Below are 18,851 nucleotides of genomic sequence, written 5' to 3'. Positions count from 1 at the left end.
CGGCGCGGCACTCGGGTTACGCACTCACGATGATCTGACCGACCGGGTATGGAAGGTCACGAAGAGTGAGCAGTCGGGGCATGGGGCTGGTGGTCGGCATTTGTGGACAGGGGGTGGGGTCAGCGGGCGTCTTCGGGGAGGAGCCGGGCCAGGGTGCGGACGGCGCGGTACTGGAGGGTCTTGATCGCGCCCTCGTTCTTGCCCATGACGCGGGCGGTCTCGGCGACCGAGAGGCCCTGGAGGAAGCGCAGCGTGACGCACTCCTGCTGCTGGGGGTTGAGCTTGCGGACCGCCTCCAGCAGGGCGGCGTTGGAGAGGGATTCGAGGACCGAGTCCTCGGGGCTGCGCTCGACCTCGTTGGCGTCGAGCATCTCTCCGGTGGTGACTTCCAGGCGGAAGCGGGAGGACTTGAAATGGTCGGCGACGAGGTTGCGGGCGATGGTCACGAGCCAGGCGCCGAAATCACGGCCCTGCCAGGTGAAGGTGCCGATGCGGCGCAGGGCGCGCAGAAAGGTCTCGCTGGTGAGGTCCTCGGCCGTGGCGCGGCCGCCGACGCGGTAGTAGATGTAGCGGTAGACCGTGTCGGCGTACTGGTCGTAGAGGCGGCCGAAGGCTTCGGCCTCGCCCGCCTGGGCTCGTTCGACGAGGTCCATCATGCGACGGCTGTCGCTGTCGGCGGGGCGACGGGCGGTGGTCGTGCCGGTGCCGGAGCGGCGGGTTCTGCCGGCGGCCTTTCCGACCGCAGCACTCCCGTCGGCCAGGGCGTAGCAGGGTCCGGCGGCGGGGACGGCTGAGGCGAATGCGGGGACGGCGTACGCGGTGGGGACAAAACTGCGCAGGTGGTCGACGAGTGTCGTACGCAGCGTAGCCAGGCCCGAGGCGTCAACCCCGACGTGTGGGTACACGGGACTCCCAGAGGCAGAGCTTCCATCACGTGCAGTGCGGGACCGTTCACTCGTCGTAGGGACGTGTGGGTTCCGGATTGCGTCTGAGGAGAATAACGCTTCGTACAGGCAGCGCTACACCCAGTTGCTCAAATCATCGATTACTTACGGTCCGTGCCGGGTTGGTGGCAGATCAAGTATCGAATACTGAGCAACTTTTGATCGGAAGGGAACGCAATCTGCCTGGTTGGAAGGCGTGTTGTGCTTACCCGGCAGCAACGGGACTGAGGGGGTGGCGGAGGGGGTAGGCAGAGGGGATGGCCCGCCGTGTCGTGAGGTGATCAGGCCTGGTCAGCGGCGTCGGCGCTGGAGTGCGACCGCGGCCGCGGCGCCGCCTGCAAGGGCGCCCACCCCGGCTGCCGCGGGGATGCCGATCTTGGCGGCTTTGCGGCCGGTCCGGTAGTCGCGCAGCCGCCACCCCTGCTCCCGGGCGTGCTTGCGCAGCCGGCTGTCAGGATTGATCGCATAGGGGTGCCCGACGAGCGAGAGCATCGGGATGTCGTTGGCGGAGTCGCTGTAGGCGGCGCAGTGCGAGAGGTCCAGGCCCTCGGCGGACGCCAGGGCGCGGACCGCCTCGGCCTTGGCGGGGCCGTGCAGCGGCTCGCCGACCAGCTTTCCCGTGTAGACACCGCCGACGGACTCGGCGACGGTGCCCAGCGCGCCGGTCAGGCCGAGCCTGCGGGCGATGATCGTTGCGGTCTCGACGGGGGCCGCGGTCACCAGCCAGACCTTCTGGCCTGCATCGAGGTGGGCCTGGGCCAGGGCACGGGTGCCGGGCCAGACCCGCTCGGCCATGTACTCGTCGTAGATCTCCTCGCCGATGGACATCAGCTCGGCGACGCGGTGGCCCTGGACGATGGACAGCGCGCTGTTGCGGACGTCCGCCATGTGCTCGGGGTTCTCCGAGCCGGCCAGCCGGAAGTAGATCTGCTGCCAGGCGAAGCGGGCCAGATCGCGCTTGTGGAAGAAGCGCCGCTTGTACAGGCCGCGGCCGAAGTGGAACAGCGCGGCGCCCTGCATGACGGTGTTGTCCAGGTCGAAGAAGGCGGCGGCCGCCGTGTCCCCGACGACCGGGAAGTCGGGTTCCGCCGGGGTCTCGGTCTCCTCGGCGGGCGGCGCTTCCTGGGAGGACTTCCGGGCGGCTTCCGCCGCGGCCTCGCCGGCCAGCACGCTGCGGGCCGTGGCGGGTCGTCTGCGGCGGGGGAACCAGCCCAGGGAGAAGAGTGCCGCGGGGGCACTCCAGCGGGGGCGGTGAGCGGGCGACGGGCGGGCCATGGCGCTAGCGTAGCCAGTTTGTTCGGTGCAACTGGTTACGGGCGCGTGTCAGGAGGGCCTGCGGCGGCGGACAGTTGCGTTACGGCCATCCGCGGCGCCGTCCGCGGCGCCGTCCGTGAGGGCGTCCCCCGCGGGCCCCGCGGGAGGGGTGCGGCTCAGGCGCCCAGGGCCGTACGCAGGCGTTTCGGGTCGACTCGCCAGAAGTCGTGCTGGGCGCCGTCGACGAGGATGACCGGAATCTGCTCCCAGTACTTGCGGTGCAGCTCGGCGTCCTCGGTGATGTCTTTCTTCTCCCAGGACGCGCCGGTCTCCGCGCAGATTTTCTCGATGACGGCCTGGGCGTCGTCGCAGAGGTGGCAGCCCGGCTTGCCGACGAGGGTGACCATCCGGTCGGCCGGGTTCGTGCGGGGGCTGCGGCTGAACAAAGGGGCCATGGAGCCATTGTGCCGGGTCGGGGCGGCGGGAGGGCGTGCCGTGGCGGCCGCGACGGGCCGTGACGCCGTGAGGGCGTGCCGTACGGGCCGGGGCCGGGAGCCGTTCGCCGGGCCGGTCGGCGAGGCGCCCGCGGCTGTCCGGGTCGATTACCATCGATGGGCGATTTGTAGGTTTCCGGGGGTATAGCGGTGAGGAGTGAGGGCGCGTGCTCCCGTGGGTGCTGCCGTGTTTCGCGGGCGGCGCGAGTGAACGGTGTGACGTGGGAGTTGGTTCCGCGGCGGCTTGTAATCGCCGCGTGACCCCGGTCACTTTGGGCGGACAAACCGGACACCATCTTTGTGCACGCGTTCACAAAGACATAGCCTGCACAAGACAGGGCGGTCGGGTTCCATGCGGTCGCCCGCAGCCCCGCTCTACCCGCAGGAGCACCGTGGCAACTGGCCGAACTCACCGACCGGCGACCCGCAGCCGAGGCATTCCCGAGGCCACGGTCGCCCGGCTTCCGCTGTATCTGCGTGCACTGACCGCGCTCTCCGAGCGTTCGGTCCCCACGGTCTCCTCCGAGGAACTCGCAGCCGCGGCCGGGGTCAACTCCGCCAAGCTGCGCAAGGACTTTTCCTACCTCGGCTCCTACGGGACCCGCGGGGTCGGCTACGACGTGGAGTACCTCGTCTACCAGATCTCGCGCGAGCTGGGGCTGACGCAGGACTGGCCGGTTGTCATCGTCGGTATCGGTAACCTCGGCGCCGCGCTCGCCAACTACGGCGGCTTCGCCTCCCGTGGCTTCCGCGTCGCCGCGCTGATCGACGCGGACCCGGCCATGGCCGGCAAGCCCGTCGCGGGCATCGGTGTCCAGCACACCGACGAGCTGGAGCACATCATCGAGAGCAACGGTGTCTCGATCGGTGTCATCGCCACGCCGGCCGGGGCCGCCCAGCAGGTCTGTGACCGTCTGGTCGCCGCCGGCGTCACCTCGATCCTCAACTTCGCGCCGACCGTGCTGACCGTCCCCGACGGGGTGGACGTCCGCAAGGTCGACCTGTCGATAGAACTCCAGATTCTCGCCTTCCACGAGCAGCGCAAGGCGGGCGAGGAGGCCGGGCCCGACGGCGGGGCGCCGGCCCCGGCCGCCCGTGCTGCCGCCGCCGCGGCGGGCGACCGTAAGGGACCTGACGGGGACATGCCCGCCGTGATGCCGGCATGACCCTCCTGGTCGTCGGACTGAGCCACCGCAGCGCGCCGGTGAGCGTGCTGGAGCGGGCTGCGCTCGCCCCGGAGGCGCGCGGCAAGCTGCTCCAGGACGCGGTGTCGGCCGAACCGGTCACCGAGTCCGCGGTGCTCTCCACCTGCAACCGCATCGAGCTCTACGCCGACGTGGACAAGTTCCACGCCGGTGTCGCCGAGCTCTCCACCCTCCTGGCCCGCCACAGCGGCGCCGGCCTGGAGGAGCTCACCCCTTATCTCTACGTCCACTACGAGGACCGCGCGGTCCACCACCTCTTCTCGGTGGCCTGCGGCCTGGACTCGATGGTCGTCGGCGAGGGCCAGATCCTCGGGCAGATCAAGGACGCGCTGGCCGTCGCCCAGGAGCTGCACACCGCGGGACGGCTGCTGAACGACCTGTTCCAGCAGGCCCTGCGGGTCGGCAAGCGCGCCCACAGCGAGACCGGCATCGACAAGGCCGGCCAGTCGCTGGTCACCTTCGGGCTGGAGCAGCTCGCGGACGGCCAGGACGTCGAGGCCTGGGCGCACGGCAAGCGGGCGCTGGTCATCGGCGCCGGATCGATGTCGTCGCTGGCCGCCACCACCCTCGTACGGGCCGGTATCGGTGAACTGATCGTCGCCAACCGCACCGTCGAGCGTGCCGACCGGCTCGTCCAGATCCTCACCGAGGCAGGCAGTCCCGGCGCCGCGAAAGCGCTGACCGCCCGTGCGGCCGCCATGACCTCCGTCCCGGACGAGCTGGCGCTCGCCGACATCGTGGTCTCCTGTACCGGCGCGACCGGCCTGGTCCTGGCCGGCGAGATGGTCGCCGCCGCACGCGAGGGGAACACGGCGCCGCTGGCGCTGCTGGACCTCGCGATGCCGCGGGACATAGACGCCGCGGTGCACCGGATCGAGGGCGCGCATCTCGTCGACATCGAGTCGCTGGCCGACGCGTCCGCGGACGCGCCGATGGCGGCCGACGTGGACAAGGTGCGCGGCATCGTCTCCGATGAGGTCGCCGCGTTCGGCGCGGCCCAGCGGGCCGCGCACATCACCCCCACCGTGGTCGCCCTGCGCACCATGGCAGCGGATGTCGTCGCCGGTGAGATCGCCCGGCTCGACGGCCGCCTTCCCGACCTGGACGACAAGCAGCGCGCGGAGATCACCCAGACCGTGCGCCGCGTCGTCGACAAGCTCCTGCACGCGCCCACCGTCCGGGTCAAGCAGCTCGCCAGCGAGCCCGGCGGCGCCGGGTATGCGGACGCCCTGCGGGAACTCTTCGATCTCGACCCCCAGACGGTCGCCGCCGTCAGCCGGGCCGACACGCGCGCCGACAGGCACGATGTACGGGAGCGGGCATGACCGACAGCACTACGAGAGCACTGCGGCTGGGCACGCGGCGCAGCAAGCTCGCCATGGCCCAGTCCGGACAGGTCGCCGAGGCGGTACGCGAGCTGACGGGCCGTCCCGTCGAGCTGGTGGAGATCACCACCTACGGCGACACCTCCCGGGAGCACCTCGCGCAGATCGGCGGCAGCGGCGTCTTCGTCTCCGCGCTGCGCGACGCGTTGCTCGCCGGGGAGATCGACTTCGCCGTCCACTCCCTCAAGGACCTGCCCACCACGCAGCCCGAGACCCTCACCCTGGCCGCGATCCCCGTACGGGAAGACCCCCGTGACGCGCTGATCGCCAGGGACGGGCTGACGTTCGAGCAGCTGACCGCCGACGAGGACCGGGTGGCCCGTATCGGCACCGGCTCGCCCCGGCGGATGGCGCAGCTCAACGCCTGGGCCAGGTCGCTGGGCCGGCGTGTGGAGACCGTGCCGATACGCGGGAACATCGACACCCGCATCGGTTTCGTCGAGAAGGGTGAACTGGACGCGGTCGTACTGGCCGCCGCCGGGCTCACCCGTATCGGCCGGATCGACGAGGCGACACAGCTGCTGTCGCCCGACGTGATTTTGCCCGCCCCCGGCCAGGGGGCACTGGCGATCGAGTGCGCTGCGGTCAACGTGGATCTCATCGCCCGGCTCGCCGAGCTCGACGACCCGGACACCCGGGCCGCCGTGACCGCCGAGCGCTCCCTGCTCGCCGCCCTGGAGGCCGGCTGTTCCGCACCCGTCGGAGCACTGGCCGACCTTTCCCCAAGCTCTCGACTTCACTCGAGCAGGGGAGGCCCCAAGGCTGACGAGCAGGCTGTCACCGAATTGCATCTGCGTGGTGTCGTCGGCACGACCGACGGCAGCACGCTGGTGCAACTGTCCACCACCGGGCACGCACCCGCCTCTCCCGACGACGTGTCGACCCCGCTGAACATGGGTCATGAACTCGCCGCCGAGATGCTCGCCAAGGGTGCGGCCGGTCTTATGGGGGAGCGAGCACTTTGAACCCCACCGCCCCAAACCACTCCGCCTCCGGTCAGGTCACCTTCCTGGGTGCCGGGCCGGGAGACCCGGGTCTGCTGACGCTGCGTGCCGTGGAGGCGCTGGCCTCCGCGGACGTACTCATCGCCGACCCGCAGGTGCTGGACGTCGTGCGCGTGCATGCCCGCGCACAGGTGGACACACCACTCCAGGCATCAGCTGACGAGGCGTCAATCCCCGCCGGTGTCCCTACCCTTAGGGACACCGCCAATCTTGTCATGACGGCCGCCCGTGCGGGCAAGCGGGTCGTACGTGCCGTCACCGGAGACCCCGGACTCGACGGTTATGTCGCCGAGGAGATGCTGGCGTGCGCCGCCGAGGGCATCGTCTTCGAGGTGGTGCCCGGCATCGCCGCGGCCGTCGGCGTGCCCGCGTACGCCGGTGTCCCGCTACGCGACGCCCAGGGCACCGACGTGCGCTTCATCGACGCCCCCAGCGCCGACGCGCGCTGCTGGTCCGAGGTGGGTGCCAGTGACGCCACCGCCGTCGTCTCCACCACCCTCGACTCGGTGGCCGCGGCCGCCGGTGAGCTGGTGTCCGGGGGCCGCAAGCCGGACACCCCGATGACCGTCACCGTCGCCGGCACCACCACCCGCCAGCGCACCTGGACCGCCACCCTCGGTTCGGTCGCCCAGGTGCTCAAGGCCGCCAAGGTGCTGCCCTCGGCGGACGGCGGCCAGCCGGTCATAGCCGTGGTCGGTGAGCGCAGTGCCGCAGCCCAGCGCGACCGTCTCTCGTGGTTCGAGTCCAAGCCGCTCTTCGGCTGGCGGGTGCTCGTGCCGCGGACGAAGGAGCAGGCTGCGTCGCTCTCCGACCAGCTCGTTTCGTACGGCGCGGTGCCGCACGAGGTCCCGACCATCGCCGTCGAGCCGCCGCGCACCCCGCAGCAGATGGAGCGCGCGGTCAAGGGTCTGGTCACCGGCCGCTACGAGTGGATCGCCTTCACCTCGGTCAACGCCGTCAAGGCGGTCCGGGAGAAGTTCGAGGAGTACGGCCTGGACGCCCGCGCCTTCGCCGGGATCAAGGTCGCCGCCGTCGGCGAACAGACCGCCAAGGCGCTGGTCGCCTTCGGTGTGAAGCCCGACCTGGTGCCGAGCGGCGAGCAGTCGGCCGCCGGTCTCCTGGAGGACTGGCCGCCCTACGACGCGGTCTTCGACCCGATCGACCGCGTCTTCCTGCCGCGCGCCGACATCGCCACCGAGACCCTGGTCGCCGGGCTGATCGAGCTGGGCTGGGAGGTCGACGACGTCACCGCCTACCGGACGGTGCGCGCGTCGCCGCCGCCGGCCGAGACGCGTGAGGCGATCAAGGGCGGTGGCTTCGACGCCGTGCTCTTCACGTCCTCGTCGACCGTGCGGAACCTGGTCGGTATCGCGGGCAAGCCGCACAATGTGACCGTGATCGCCTGTATCGGCCCGGCCACCGCCAAGACCGCCGAGGAGCACGGACTGCGGGTGGACGTCATGTCGCCCGAGCCTTCCGTGCACAAGCTGGCCGAGGCGCTCGCGGACTTCGGCGCGGCGCGGCGCGACAACGCGATCGAGGCCGGGGACCCGGTCACCCGGCCCAGCGAGCGGCGGCCGGGGTCGCGTCGGCGGGCTCGTAGCTAGCAGCGGTAGCAGGACAGCTTTGAAGGGCGCCTCTTCTTGGGGCGCCCTTCTGCGTTACTGCCGCTCGGCGGCGTACGGCAGGAAGTCGGCCCAGGTGGTGGGGGTGAAGGTGAGGCGGGGGCCGTCGGGGTTCTTGGAGTCGCGGATGAGGATGGTGCCGGGGGTGGTGGCGACCTCGACGCAGTCGGGACCGTCGCCGGTGCTGTAGCTGCTCTTGCGCCAGGCGACTTCGACGCATTCCGGTCCGTCGCCGGTGCTGTAGCTGCTCTTTATCCATGCCAGGGCGGAACCGTTCCCGCCAGAGGGCTTGAGTGTCATGTCTCTCCCCGCACTTTCTCGATGAAGGCCCGCGACTCCCGTGGGGTGAGCGCCTGCGCCCGGATCATGCCATAGCGCAATTCGAGGATCTGGAGCTCTCGCGCGTCGGAGATCACTCGGCTCAGGTGTTGGACTTCGAGGTGTCCGAGTGTGGTGCCGTTTTTGAGCTTCAGCAGCCGGAACGGCCCTTCGAGGCCTGAGTTGTCCTCCCGGCGAAGAGGCAAGACCTGGATCGTCACGTTCGGCAACTGCCCGACCTCCAACAACCGTTCGAGCTGCCTGCGCAGGACCATTGTGCCCCCGATGCAACGCCGTAACGTCGCCTCGCACTGGACGAAGCTGACGACCGGCAGCCCTGTCGCGCTGTTGATGATCCCCTGACGGTCCAGGCGCCCGGCCACGCGCCGCTCCACCTCGTTCTCCGGGAAGGGCGGCTGACGGTTTCCGATCACCGCCCGCGCGTACTCCGCCGTCTGCAACAACCCATGAATAACCGAGTTGTTGTACGCGCACAGCTCGACCGACTCGGCCTCCAGCTTCTTGAGATCCCGTACCTTCTTCGGGTACCGGACCTCCGCGACATCCTCCGTCAGTGCCGAGATTTTGCCGCCCGCCCCCAGGACCTCGTCCGCACGGTCCAAGTACTCAGGCCGGGGAATCCGGCGTCCCCGTTCGACGGAGGAGACGAGTTCTTCCCCGTACCCGATGGCCACACCGAACTCCGCCTGGGTGAGGCCTGCCGCCTCCCGCCACAGCTTCAACTGCCGTACCACGGCCTTCATCACGGCCCAGGCCTCGGCGTCGTCCGCCCCTGTGTCCCAGTCATCCACGTCTGCCGCCGCCCTCCGTCAAGCCGTACGCGTACAACTCCGGCCGCCCGTGCGCCGTCACCCCCGTACAGCCCGGACAGAACCGGACCGCAGCCGGACGGTTGCCGTCAGCACGGGCGCCAACCCTTCTCAGGCTAGATAGGCGCGACCACGCTGTGTGACGTGAATCAGCGAATCGCCCGAATCAGCAGTTCCGTTACCGGTCTCGCGGCGGACCCCGTCCCGGCGCTCCGGTTCTCCGTACCGCTCTCCGTCACCCGCCGGGGAGCACGGTTGGCAAGGCTTCTGGCTACCGAGCAACTGCGCTCGTGGGGGCTGCCGTTGGATCCGGCGAGGTTGATCGTGGCCGAGCTGGCGGCGAATGCCGTGCTGCACGGCCGGGTCCCCGGGCGGAGCTTCCGTCTTGTCCTCGTCGTCAGGCGGCCCGACACGCTCCGTATCGAAGTGACCGATACCCGCGGTGACCGGCTGCCTGCCCGTACGCCGGGCGCCGGTGGGGCTCTGGCGGAGTCCGGGCGCGGGTTGCTGCTCGTGGGGGAGCTGGCGGACCGCTGGGGCGTCGAGGAGGGGCCGATGCCGTGCAAGACCGTATGGGCGGAGATCGACCTCGATGGCGGTTGCTGAACACCGACCGGCGCCCGGAAACGCGGGACCCGGTGGGCCGGGCGGCGGTGCGGCGGGCGGTCAAGAGCAAAGAACCGCTGGAGAGAACCCTCCAAACCCACCAAACCCCGCGTACGTCACTCGTGGGGGTGAATCGGCTCAACTCGGCTGGCGCGAGGGCGACTTGGTGGGCAGGCTCGGGCCTGACCACCGCAGACATGCGACGGCCCCCGCCGGGACGGCAATCCCAGTGCGAGGGCCTGACCACCAGAGGAAGAGCAGAGCTTCCCGATGGCTGAGCAGAAGCTTAGCGGCGCCGTGCGCCCGTATAGCCGTGTTCGTCGAAGTGCCACCCACAGCGGGGTGACGCATATCCGGCAGTACCAGCCGGACCGGTACACGATCATTGGCAATCACCTCGCCCAGCACCGCGAACTCTCGCTGACCGCGATCGGGGTGGGCACCCACATCCTGTCGCTGCCCGAGGGTGCCTCCGTCGATATCCGCAGCCTCGCCGCCCGCTTTCCCGAGGGGCGCGACCGGATCGCCTTCGCGCTGCGGGAGCTGGAGGCCCACGGATATGTCGAGCGGGTACGGGAGCGCACCTCCGACGGCCGCGTGATCACCCGTACTTACGCGCACAATGCTCCGGGTGCCCATACGGAGGCCTACGCCGCCGAGGCCCCGGAGGCGGGGGCGAGGCTCCGCCACCGTCCGTCCCGGCCGCGCCATCAGTCCCCGCCGGGCCACCCGCCCCAGCCGCGCCGCAGGCGCCGGGCCCCGCCACGGAAGCGCCCGCCAGTGAGCACCACGCCGCTGCCGTCTCCCTGCTCGCGGCGCTGCGCCGTACCGACGACCGGCTCACGCTCTCCCAGCGGGACGTGCGCCGCCTCGCCGCCGCCGTCGCCGCGTGGTTTGAGAACGGTGCGACGGTCGCGGCCGTTCATCGCACCCTGACCGCGGATCTCCCGTGCGATCTGAAGAACCCGGCGGGGCTGCTCGCCCACCGTCTGCGGGAGCTGTTGCCGCCGCCGCTTCCGGCGGGCCGCGAAGCCCTGCCCGGACGCGAAGCCCCGCCGGGCCTCGGTGCGGACGGCCGTCACCGGCCCCCGCCGGAGCCGTTCCAGACCTGCGACGGCTGCGAGCGGGCGTTCCGTGCCCGGAGGCCGGGGCGCTGCCGGGACTGCCGTGGCGAGCCGGCGCCGGGTGATCTCGCTGGTCCCGCTTTCGCGGCCTGAGCGGGCGGCAATTGCGGCCGCGACTGCCGACGACACGTCGGCAAAGGCAGGGGCAAAGCGGGCGTAGCGTGGGCGGTATGACGAAGTACGGAAGCTTCCCCGGTGCGCGGCCCCGGCGGCTGCGTACCACCCCCGCCATGCGGCGGATGGTGGCCGAACACCGGCTGCACCCCGCAGACCTGATCCTTCCCGCGTTCGTACGAGAGGGGATCGGCGAGCCGGTGCCGATCTCCGCGATGCCGGGCGTCGTCCAGCACACCCGCGACTCGCTGCGGAAGGCCGCCGTCGAGGCGGTCGACGCAGGGGTCGCCGGGATCATGCTGTTCGGGGTGCCCGAGGACGCGAAGAAGGATGCCGCCGGTACGGCGGGCACCGACCCCGACGGGATCTTGCAGGTCGCCATCCGTGATGTGAAGGCCGAGGTCGGCGACGACCTCGTCATCATGTCGGACCTGTGCCTGGACGAGTACACCGATCATGGCCACTGCGGCGTCCTGGATGCCGAGGGGCGGGTCGACAACGACGCGACGCTGGAGCGCTACGCCGAGATGGCGCAGGTGCAGGCCGACGCGGGCGTCCATGTCGTGGGCCCCAGCGGCATGATGGACGGCCAGGTCGGCGTCATCCGTGACGCGCTCGACCAGACCGGCCACGAGGACGTTTCGGTCCTCGCCTACACGGTGAAGTACTCCTCCGCCTTCTTCGGGCCCTTCCGGGAGGCCGTCGGCTCGTCGCTGAAGGGCGACCGCAAGACGTACCAGCAGGACCCGGCCAACCTCCGTGAGTCGATGCGCGAGCTGGCACTCGACCTGGAGGAGGGCGCCGACATGGTGATGGTGAAGCCGGCGCTGCCCTATCTCGACGTGCTGGCGAAGGTCGCGGACACGGTGGACGTACCCGTGGCCGCATACCAGATCTCCGGTGAGTACGCGATGATCGAGGCGGCCGCCGAGAAGGGCTGGATCGACCGGGACAAGGCGATCCTGGAGGCGCTGACCGGCATCAAGCGGGCCGGTGCCGACATGATCCTGACGTATTGGGCGACGGAGGTCGCGCGGGGGCTGTGACCGCCCGCCCGGCCGGCTGTGTCGTGCCGAAGCTCCCGTCCCCGGGTTCCGGGGGCGGGAGCTTTGTCGTAGGCGCGACGTTTTGTCCGGCGCCTGCCGGGCACGCGCCGAGTGTCAAGGAAGGCCCCGACCGACCGAGGAGCGGGTAACCATGACTGCCAAGCGCAAGATGCAGGCCAAGGGCGCGCAGGTCATCGGCGCCGTGAAGGAAGTCGTCGGCCGGGCCACGCATAACCGCAAGCTGGAGGCCGAGGGCAAGGCCGAGAAGACCGCGGGGCACGGGCTGGACGCGAGCGAGAAGGTCAAGGACGCGGTACGGAAGCCCTGGCAGCACTGATGGCAGCCTGGCAGCACTGACGGCGCCGCCGCCCGTGGCCGTGTGAACCCTCGCGGCCTGCACCCCGCCACCCGACGTCCCGCGGGCTGAACTCCGCGGCCCGCACCCCGCGGCCGTTCAGCCCGCCACGGCCCGTGCGAGCACCTTTGTCACGTCCACGATCAGCGGATTGTCGTAGGCCGCGGCCTGCTCCGGCTTGCCCGTCAGCACGGCCAGCACGATCGGGGTGCCGTCCGGTGCCCAGGCCACGCCCACGTCGTTGCCGGTGCCGTACGAGCCGGAGCCTGTCTTGTCGGCGATGGCCCAGGCCTTGCCCAGGGCGGCGCGGAAGCGTTCCGTGTTGGTTTCGTTGGTCTTCATCCACGCCGTCAGCCGGCCCCGGTCGGACGCCGAGAGCGCGTCGCCCACCAGCAGCCGGGCGTAGGTGCGGCCGATGGCGGCGGGGCTGGTGGTGTCCGTCCTGCGCCAGGGCTCGGCCGAGTTCAGTTCCGTCTCCCAGCGGTCGAGGCGGGTGGTGCGGTCGCCGAGGGAGCGGGCGAAGGCGGTGACGGCGGTCGGGCCGCCGAGTTCGCGCAGCAGGAGGTTGCCGGCCGTGTTGTCGCTGCGCCGGACGGCGGCGGCGCACAGTTCGGCGATCGTCATGCCGGTGGCGACGTGCTTTTCGGTGACGGGCGAGTTCTCGACGAGGTCGGCGTCGGTGTAGTGGATGCGGCGGGCCAGCGTCTCCCCGTTGCGGTCGAGGTCGCGCAGCACCGCCGCGACGGCGAGGGGCTTGAAGACCGAGCAGAGCGGGACGCGGGTGTGGGCGCGGTAGGCGACCGTCGCGCCGGTGGCGGTGTTGTGGGCGAAGGCGCCGACCCGCGCCCGGTGGGTGTGCTCCAGCCGGCGCAGGGCCTCGTAGGGATCACCGGTGGTGGGGGCCTGTGCGGCCGCGGGTGTGGTGGCGGACGCCAGGAAACCTGCCGCCAGCAGTCCGGCTCCGGTGCCCAGCGCGGCGCGCCGGGTCGGACCGGCGGTGTGCGTGGTGCGCTCGCTGCTCCGGTGTGGTGCTGGGTGCATCGCTGCCCCTCCCCTTGAGACCTGAGCGGCCCCGTACAACACCTGTGTTGTACGGGGCCGTTGTGGCAGGAGAGTAAGCGACGGCAGGCCTCGCGGGGGGCCGGACGACGCGCCGGGCTCAGAGCCGCTCGGGCGTACGGATGCCGAGCAGGGCCATGCCCTGGTGGAGGGTGCGGGCGGTCAGATCGCAGAGGAACAGCCGGTTGGCAAGCTGGTCCGGGCCGCCCTCGGCCTTCAGGACCGGGCACTGGTCGTAGAAGGTCGTGAACAGCGAGGCGAGGCCGTAGAGGTACGCGGCGACCTTGTGCGGCTCGTACGACGCGGCGGCCTCGGCGAGCACCTCGCCGAACTGGTCGAGGTGCAGGCCCAGCGCCCGCTCCGCCGGGGCCAGCGAGAGCTCCGGGTGCGCCGCGGGGGCCGCGTCACCGGCCTTGCGGAAGATCGACTGGATACGGGCGTAGGCGTACTGGAGGTACACCGACGTGTCGCCGTTCAGCGACACCATCTGGTCCAGGTCGAACTTGTAGTCCCGGCCGGCCGACGTCGACAGGTCCGCGTACTTCACGGCGCCGATGCCGACCTGCGCGCCGTTGCCCGTGATCTCCTCCTCGGTCAGGCCGATCGGCTCGCCCTTCTCCCGGACCACCGCGGTCGCCCGGTCGATCGCCTCGTCCAGCAGGTCGACCAGCCGCACCGTCTCGCCCTCACGGGTCTTGAACGGCTTGCCGTCCTTGCCCAGGACCGTGCCGAAGGCCAGCTGGACGGCGTGCGTCTTGTCGTTCAGCCAGCCGGCCCGGCGGGCGGTCTCGAAGACCATCTTGAAGTGCAGGGACTGCCGGGCGTCGACGACGTACAGGAGGGTGTCGGCGGAGAGGTTCTGGACCCGGTCGCGGATCGCGGAGAGGTCGGTGGCGGCATAGCCGTAGCCGCCGTTGGTCTTCTTGACGATCAGCGGGACGGGGTTGCCGTCGGGGCCCTTGACGTCGTCGAAGAACACGCAGAGGGCGCCCTCGGAGCGCACCGCGACGCCGGACTCCTCCAGCAGCCGGCAGGTCTCCTCCAGCATGTCGTTGTAGCCGGACTCGCCGACGACATCGGGGTCCTGGATGTCCATGTCCAGCTTGTTGAAGACCGAGTAGAAGTAGATCTTCGACTCGTCGACGAAACGCCGCCACAGGGCGAGCGTCTCCTCGTCGCCGGCCTGGAGGTCGACGACCCGGCGGCGGGCCCGCTCCTTGAACTCCTCGTCGGAGTCGAAGAGCGCGCGGGAGGCCTTGTACAGCCGGTTGAGGTTGGACATGGCCTCCTCGCCGGAGACCTCGCCGCTCTTGTGGTCCAGCTCGTGCGGGTGCTCGATGAGGTACTGGATGAGCATGCCGAACTGGGTGCCCCAGTCGCCGATGTGGTGCCTGCGGATCACCTTCTCGCCGGTGAACTCCAGGATCTCGACCATCGCCGCGCCGATCACCGCGGACCGCAGGTGGCCGACGTGCATCTCCTTCGCCACGTTCGGCTGGGCGTAGTCGATGACGGTCGTGCCGGCACCGTCGGCGTACGGCACGCCCAGGCGGTCGTCGGCGGCGCGCTCGGCGAGGGTCTTGATGATCGCCTCGTCGGCGACGGTGATGTTGAGGAAGCCGGGGCCGGAGACCTCGATCTCCTTGATCACGGCGCCGCTGTCACCCGTGGGGATACCTGCGACGACCTGTGCGGCCAGCTCCCGCGGATTGCCCTTGAGCTTCTTGGCCAGCGCCAGCATGCCGTTGGCCTGGAAGTCCGCCCGGTCGCTTCGGCGCAGCAGCGGGTCGGCGGCGCCGGCCTCCGGCAGGGCTGCCGAGAGGGCGTCCGCGACGCGCTGGTTGACCGAAGCTGCGAGGGAAGTGACCGAGGCCATGGAAAGAGCCGTTCCGTCGGAGTGGAAAGGGTTTGCCAATGAGTATCCCACGGCACTACCACTGATTTTTCGTCTGGGACAATGGGCACTGTCAGGCATTTGTGCGTCGCACGCGCAAGACGGCGCAATCAGGAAGCACCAGGAAGAGGAAGGGCCGATCGTGGCTCAGCAGAGCACCGAGACCGACTGGGTCTCCAGGTTTGCGGACGAGGTCATTGCCGAGGCGGAGCGCCGCGCCCCCGGCAAACCGATCGTCTGCGCCTCGGGCCTGAGTCCGTCCGGCCCGATCCACCTCGGCAATCTCCGCGAGGTCATGACCCCGCACCTCGTCGCCGACGAGATCCGCCGCCGCGGTTATGAGGTCCGTCACCTCATCTCCTGGGACGACTACGACCGCTACCGCAAGGTGCCGGAAGTGCCGGGCGTCGACAAGTCCTGGAACGAGCACATCGGCAAGCCGCTGACCTCGGTGCCGGCCCCGGCCGGCTCGGCGTACCCGAACTGGGCCGAGCACTTCAAGGCCGCCATGCGCGAGGCGCTCGCCGAGATGGGCGTCGAGTACGACGGCATCAGCCAGACCGAGCAGTACACCGCCGGTGTCTACCGCGACCAGGTGCTGCACGCGATGAAGCACCGCGCGGACATCGACGCGATCCTCGGCCAGTACCGCACGAAGAAGGCCCCGGCCAAGAAGTCGCAGAAGCCCGTCGACGAGGCCGAGCTGGAGGCCGCCGAGGGCTCGGGCGCGGCCGCCGAGGACGACGGCAGCGGCGGCTCGGCCGGCTACTTCCCGTACAAGCCCTACTGCGGGCAGTGCGAGAAGGACCTCACCACGGTCACCTCGTACGACGACGAGACCACGGAGCTGGCCTACACCTGCACGGAGTGCGGTTTCGGCGAGACGGTCCGGCTGAACGAGTTCAACCGCGGCAAGCTGGTCTGGAAGGTCGACTGGCCGATGCGCTGGGCCTACGAGGGCGTGATCTTCGAGCCGTCCGGTGTCGACCACTCCTCGCCGGGCTCGTCCTTCGTCGTCGGCGGCCAGATCGTCCGCCAGATCTTCGACGGTGCGCAGCCCATCGGCCCCATGTACGCCTTCGTGGGCATCAGCGGCATGGCCAAGATGTCGTCGTCGCGCGGCGGGGTGCCGACCCCGGGCGACGCACTGAAGATCATGGAGGCGCCGCTGCTGCGCTGGCTGTACGCGCGCCGCAAGCCCAACCAGTCCTTCAAGATCGCCTTCGACCAGGAGATCCAGCGGCTCTACGACGAGTGGGACAAGCTGGAGTCCAAGGTGGCGGACGGCAGCGCGCTGCCGGCGGACGCCGCCGCGTACTCCCGCGCGGCCCGTACCGCCGCCGGCGAGCTGCCCCGTACGCCGCGCCCGCTGCCGTACCGCACGCTCGCCTCGGTCGCGGACATCACCGCCGGCCATGACGAGCAGACGCTCCGGATCCTGAGCGAACTGGACCCGGGCAACCCCGTCACCTCGCTGGACGAGACCCGGCCGCGGCTGGACAAGGCCGAGTACTGGATCAACACCCAGGTCCCGGCCGAGCAGCGCACCGTCGTCCGCGACCAGCCCGACGAGGAGCTGCTCGGCACCCTCGACGAGCAGTCCCGCGGCTCGCTGCGGCTGCTGCTCGAAGGTCTCGACGAGCACTGGTCGCTGGACGGCCTGACCACCCTGGTCTACGGCGTCCCGAAGATCCAGGCGGGCCTGGAGCCGGACGCCAAGCCGACCCCGGAGCTGAAGGTAGCCCAGCGGGCCTTCTTCGCCCTGCTCTACCAGCTGCTGGTCGGCCGGGACACCGGGCCGCGGCTGCCCACCCTGCTGCTGGCCGTGGGCGCCGACCGGGTGCGCAAGCTGCTCGGAGGATGACGGGCCGCCGGAGAGCTGTTGCCGTCGAGTCGCTGCCGTTGAGTCGTAGACGCGTCCGTGTGGTCTCCGACTGAGGGATGAGAAGGGTTCGGCCCCGGGGACGAGGATCCCCGCGGCCGGACCCGTCACGCTGGAGCCATGAGAGGTTTAATCGGCTTCATCGTCATGATTCAGGGCGTCATGGGATTCATCGGGCAGGTCTTCTTCGATCATGCCTGGGGGCTGCTGCCCCACTGGTTCGAGCTGCCGTCCGCCGCGTATGCCGGCGTCTTCGCGGCCGGTGCGGCGCTGGCCGTCTGGGGGGACGCGGCCAAGAAGCGCAAGGCGAAGCAGGCGGGGCAGACGGGCGCCGGGGCGGTCTAGCGGTCTAGGGACCTACGGGACGACACCCGGCGTGTGGTGCCTTATGCGATGTGCTCGTCCATCATTTCCGCGTTGAGGCGGTCGCTGAACTGGTCCATGTAGCGGTTCAGGTCCCGCGACCGCAGGCGGACCCCGTACTGGGCGTCCAAGTTCGCCGCGAACGCGCCCGGTGTCGGCATGCCTTCGCCCTCTATCGAGTGCCGGAACACCTGGTACAGGTCCTCGTCGGTCGGGGTCGCGGCCGGTGCCTGAGCAGGCTGCGGGCCCGTCTCCGGGGTGCCCTGGCCGAGCGGACGCGTCCCCCCTGCACCGTTCGGCACCGGGACCTGTGGCTGGGGCTCCGGCGCGCGCGGCGCCGGTACGGCGACCTGCTCGCGCGTCGGGACCTGCTGGTGCGTCGGGACCTGCTCGCGGGTCGGCACCTGCTGGTGCGTCGGCGCCTGCTCGTACGTCGGCGCCTGCGGGTGCTCGTCGTACGAGGGCTGTCGCTCCTGCTCCGGGACGTACGCCGGGTCGTAGCCACCCTGATACGTCACCTGCTGCGGCGCCGCGAACCACTGGCTCGGCATCTCCTCGGCCTCGGCAGGTTCCTGGGCCGGTTCCTGGGCCTTCGGCTCCCGAGCGGGCGTCAGGGACTGCTGTGGCGCCGGCAGCAGCTGCGGTTCGATGCCCGCCGCGGTGAGCCCCGCGGGAGCGGTCTGGGCCAGCGGCACCCCGAACCGGGCGAGCCGCAGGGGCATCAGGGACTCCACGGGAGCCTTACGGCGCCAGCTCCGCCCGAAGCGCGAACGCAGCCGTGCCTGGTACACGAGCCGTTCCTGCTCCAGCTTGATCACCGCGTCGTACGACCGCAGCTCCCACAGCTTCATCCGCCGCCACAACAGGAACGTGGGGACGGGCGCCAGCAGCCAGCGCGTGATGCGCACACCCTCCATGTGCTTGTCCGCCGTGATGTCGGCGATCCGCCCGACGGCGTGCCGGGCGGCCTCGACGGTGACGACGAACAGCACCGGGATGACGGCATGCATGCCCATGCCCAAGGGATCGGACGACGCCGCGGCGTTGAACGCCACCGTCGCGACCGTCAGCAGCCACGCCGTCTGCCGCAACAGCGGGAAGGGCATGCGGATCCAGGTCAGCAGCAGATCCAGCGCGAGCAGGACGCAGATGCCCGCGTCGATGCCGATGGGGAAGAAGTAGGCGAAGCCGCCGAAGCCCTTTTTGACGGCGAGTTCGCGCACGGCCGCGTAGGAGCCGGCGAAGCCGATGCCGGCGATGACCACCGCACCGGCGATGACCACTCCGATGAGTATCCGGTGCGTGCGTGTCAGCTTCAGTGGCGCGGCCACCCGAGGACCCCTCCCAGT

General features: G+C 70.5%; 18 protein-coding genes. 10 read left to right on the top strand and 8 right to left on the bottom strand.

Going from position 1 to position 18,851, the window contains the following annotated elements; genetic code table 11:
- Window positions 1-119 precede the first annotated feature (119 nt).
- The 3 genes from K7C20_RS17360 to K7C20_RS17350 form a co-directional block, all read right to left on the bottom strand.
- A complete protein-coding gene (locus K7C20_RS17360; RefSeq protein ID WP_006604745.1) occupies window positions 120-905 on the bottom strand; it encodes an ECF subfamily RNA polymerase sigma factor, BldN family in 786 nt (261 codons plus the stop codon).
- Window positions 906-1,235: 330 nt separating this feature from the next.
- Window positions 1,236-2,219: an HAD family hydrolase gene (locus K7C20_RS17355; protein WP_048828450.1), complete on the bottom strand. Its 984-nt coding sequence runs from the start codon at window positions 2,217-2,219 to the stop codon at window positions 1,236-1,238.
- A 155-nt stretch (window positions 2,220-2,374) separates the two neighbouring features.
- Entirely contained in the window at window positions 2,375-2,653 is a 279-nt protein-coding gene (locus tag K7C20_RS17350) for a glutaredoxin family protein (RefSeq protein ID WP_030074509.1), read from the bottom strand.
- A 431-nt stretch (window positions 2,654-3,084) separates the two neighbouring features.
- Here K7C20_RS17350 and K7C20_RS17345 point away from each other — a divergent pair, with 431 nt between their 5' ends.
- The 4 genes from K7C20_RS17345 to K7C20_RS17330 are packed head-to-tail and all read left to right on the top strand — an operon-like array spanning window position 3,085 to window position 7,893.
- Window positions 3,085-3,858, top strand: coding sequence for a redox-sensing transcriptional repressor Rex (locus K7C20_RS17345; RefSeq protein ID WP_030074511.1), 774 nt, complete (start codon window positions 3,085-3,087; stop codon window positions 3,856-3,858).
- On the top strand, window positions 3,855-5,222 hold the full coding sequence (locus tag K7C20_RS17340) for a glutamyl-tRNA reductase (RefSeq protein ID WP_053209536.1): 1,368 nt from the start codon (window positions 3,855-3,857) through the stop codon (window positions 5,220-5,222). Before K7C20_RS17345 ends, K7C20_RS17340 begins: the two co-directional genes overlap by 4 nt.
- Window positions 5,219-6,247: a hydroxymethylbilane synthase gene (gene hemC / locus K7C20_RS17335; RefSeq protein ID WP_053209535.1), complete on the top strand. Its 1,029-nt coding sequence runs from the start codon at window positions 5,219-5,221 to the stop codon at window positions 6,245-6,247. Before K7C20_RS17340 ends, hemC begins: the two co-directional genes overlap by 4 nt.
- Complete coding sequence (locus K7C20_RS17330) at window positions 6,244-7,893, top strand: bifunctional uroporphyrinogen-III C-methyltransferase/uroporphyrinogen-III synthase (RefSeq protein ID WP_053209534.1); 1,650 nt, start codon at window positions 6,244-6,246, stop codon at window positions 7,891-7,893. The genes hemC and K7C20_RS17330 overlap by 4 nt, the downstream gene beginning before the upstream one ends.
- A 54-nt stretch (window positions 7,894-7,947) precedes the next feature.
- Here K7C20_RS17330 and K7C20_RS17325 read toward each other — a convergent pair whose 3' ends face one another.
- Complete coding sequence (locus K7C20_RS17325; protein WP_030074518.1) at window positions 7,948-8,211, bottom strand: DUF397 domain-containing protein; 264 nt, start codon at window positions 8,209-8,211, stop codon at window positions 7,948-7,950.
- The gene (locus tag K7C20_RS17320) at window positions 8,208-9,041 is read right to left on the bottom strand and encodes a helix-turn-helix domain-containing protein (protein WP_030074520.1); all 834 of its coding nucleotides are present in this window, start codon (window positions 9,039-9,041) and stop codon (window positions 8,208-8,210) included. The genes K7C20_RS17325 and K7C20_RS17320 overlap by 4 nt, the downstream gene beginning before the upstream one ends.
- Before the next feature lie 162 nt (window positions 9,042-9,203).
- Here K7C20_RS17320 and K7C20_RS17315 point away from each other — a divergent pair, with 162 nt between their 5' ends.
- From K7C20_RS17315 to K7C20_RS17300, 4 genes are all read left to right on the top strand, one after another.
- The gene (locus K7C20_RS17315) at window positions 9,204-9,665 is read left to right on the top strand and encodes an ATP-binding protein (protein WP_078953312.1); all 462 of its coding nucleotides are present in this window, start codon (window positions 9,204-9,206) and stop codon (window positions 9,663-9,665) included.
- 342 nt (window positions 9,666-10,007) lie between these two features.
- Window positions 10,008-10,601 carry a helix-turn-helix domain-containing protein gene (locus K7C20_RS38260; RefSeq protein WP_245171381.1) on the top strand — a complete coding sequence of 198 codons (594 nt, stop codon included), beginning with the start codon at window positions 10,008-10,010 and terminating at the stop codon, window positions 10,599-10,601.
- Window positions 10,602-10,959: 358 nt separating this feature from the next.
- A complete protein-coding gene (gene hemB / locus K7C20_RS17305) occupies window positions 10,960-11,949 on the top strand; it encodes a porphobilinogen synthase (RefSeq protein WP_053209541.1) in 990 nt (329 codons plus the stop codon).
- Between the two features lie 151 nt (window positions 11,950-12,100).
- Window positions 12,101-12,286: a CsbD family protein gene (locus tag K7C20_RS17300; RefSeq protein WP_030074530.1), complete on the top strand. Its 186-nt coding sequence runs from the start codon at window positions 12,101-12,103 to the stop codon at window positions 12,284-12,286.
- 117 nt (window positions 12,287-12,403) lie between these two features.
- On the opposite strand, the gene bla is transcribed toward K7C20_RS17300, so the two are convergent.
- Complete coding sequence (gene bla / locus K7C20_RS17295; protein WP_030074533.1) at window positions 12,404-13,345, bottom strand: class A beta-lactamase; 942 nt, start codon at window positions 13,343-13,345, stop codon at window positions 12,404-12,406.
- Between the two features lie 118 nt (window positions 13,346-13,463).
- Window positions 13,464-15,239, bottom strand: coding sequence for an arginine--tRNA ligase (gene argS, locus K7C20_RS17290; RefSeq protein ID WP_053209532.1), 1,776 nt, complete (start codon window positions 15,237-15,239; stop codon window positions 13,464-13,466).
- Between the two features lie 160 nt (window positions 15,240-15,399).
- On the opposite strand from argS, the gene lysS reads away from it, so the two are divergent.
- Window positions 15,400-17,121, top strand: a complete 1,722-nt coding sequence (lysS, locus tag K7C20_RS17285) for a lysine--tRNA ligase (RefSeq protein WP_030074537.1) — start codon at window positions 15,400-15,402, stop codon at window positions 17,119-17,121.
- A gap of 138 nt (window positions 17,122-17,259) precedes the next feature.
- Entirely contained in the window at window positions 17,260-17,484 is a 225-nt protein-coding gene (locus K7C20_RS17280) for a hypothetical protein (RefSeq protein ID WP_030074538.1), read from the top strand.
- Between the two features lie 41 nt (window positions 17,485-17,525).
- Here the strand turns inward: K7C20_RS17280 and K7C20_RS17275 are convergent, their stop codons facing one another.
- A complete protein-coding gene (locus tag K7C20_RS17275) occupies window positions 17,526-18,833 on the bottom strand; it encodes a DUF2637 domain-containing protein (protein WP_030074539.1) in 1,308 nt (435 codons plus the stop codon).
- Window positions 18,834-18,851: the final 18 nt, after the last annotated feature.

It is taken from the genome of Streptomyces decoyicus (assembly GCF_019880305.1).
Taxonomy (GTDB): domain Bacteria; phylum Actinomycetota; class Actinomycetes; order Streptomycetales; family Streptomycetaceae; genus Streptomyces; species Streptomyces decoyicus.
This window is presented reverse-complemented; position numbering and strand designations above follow the sequence as displayed.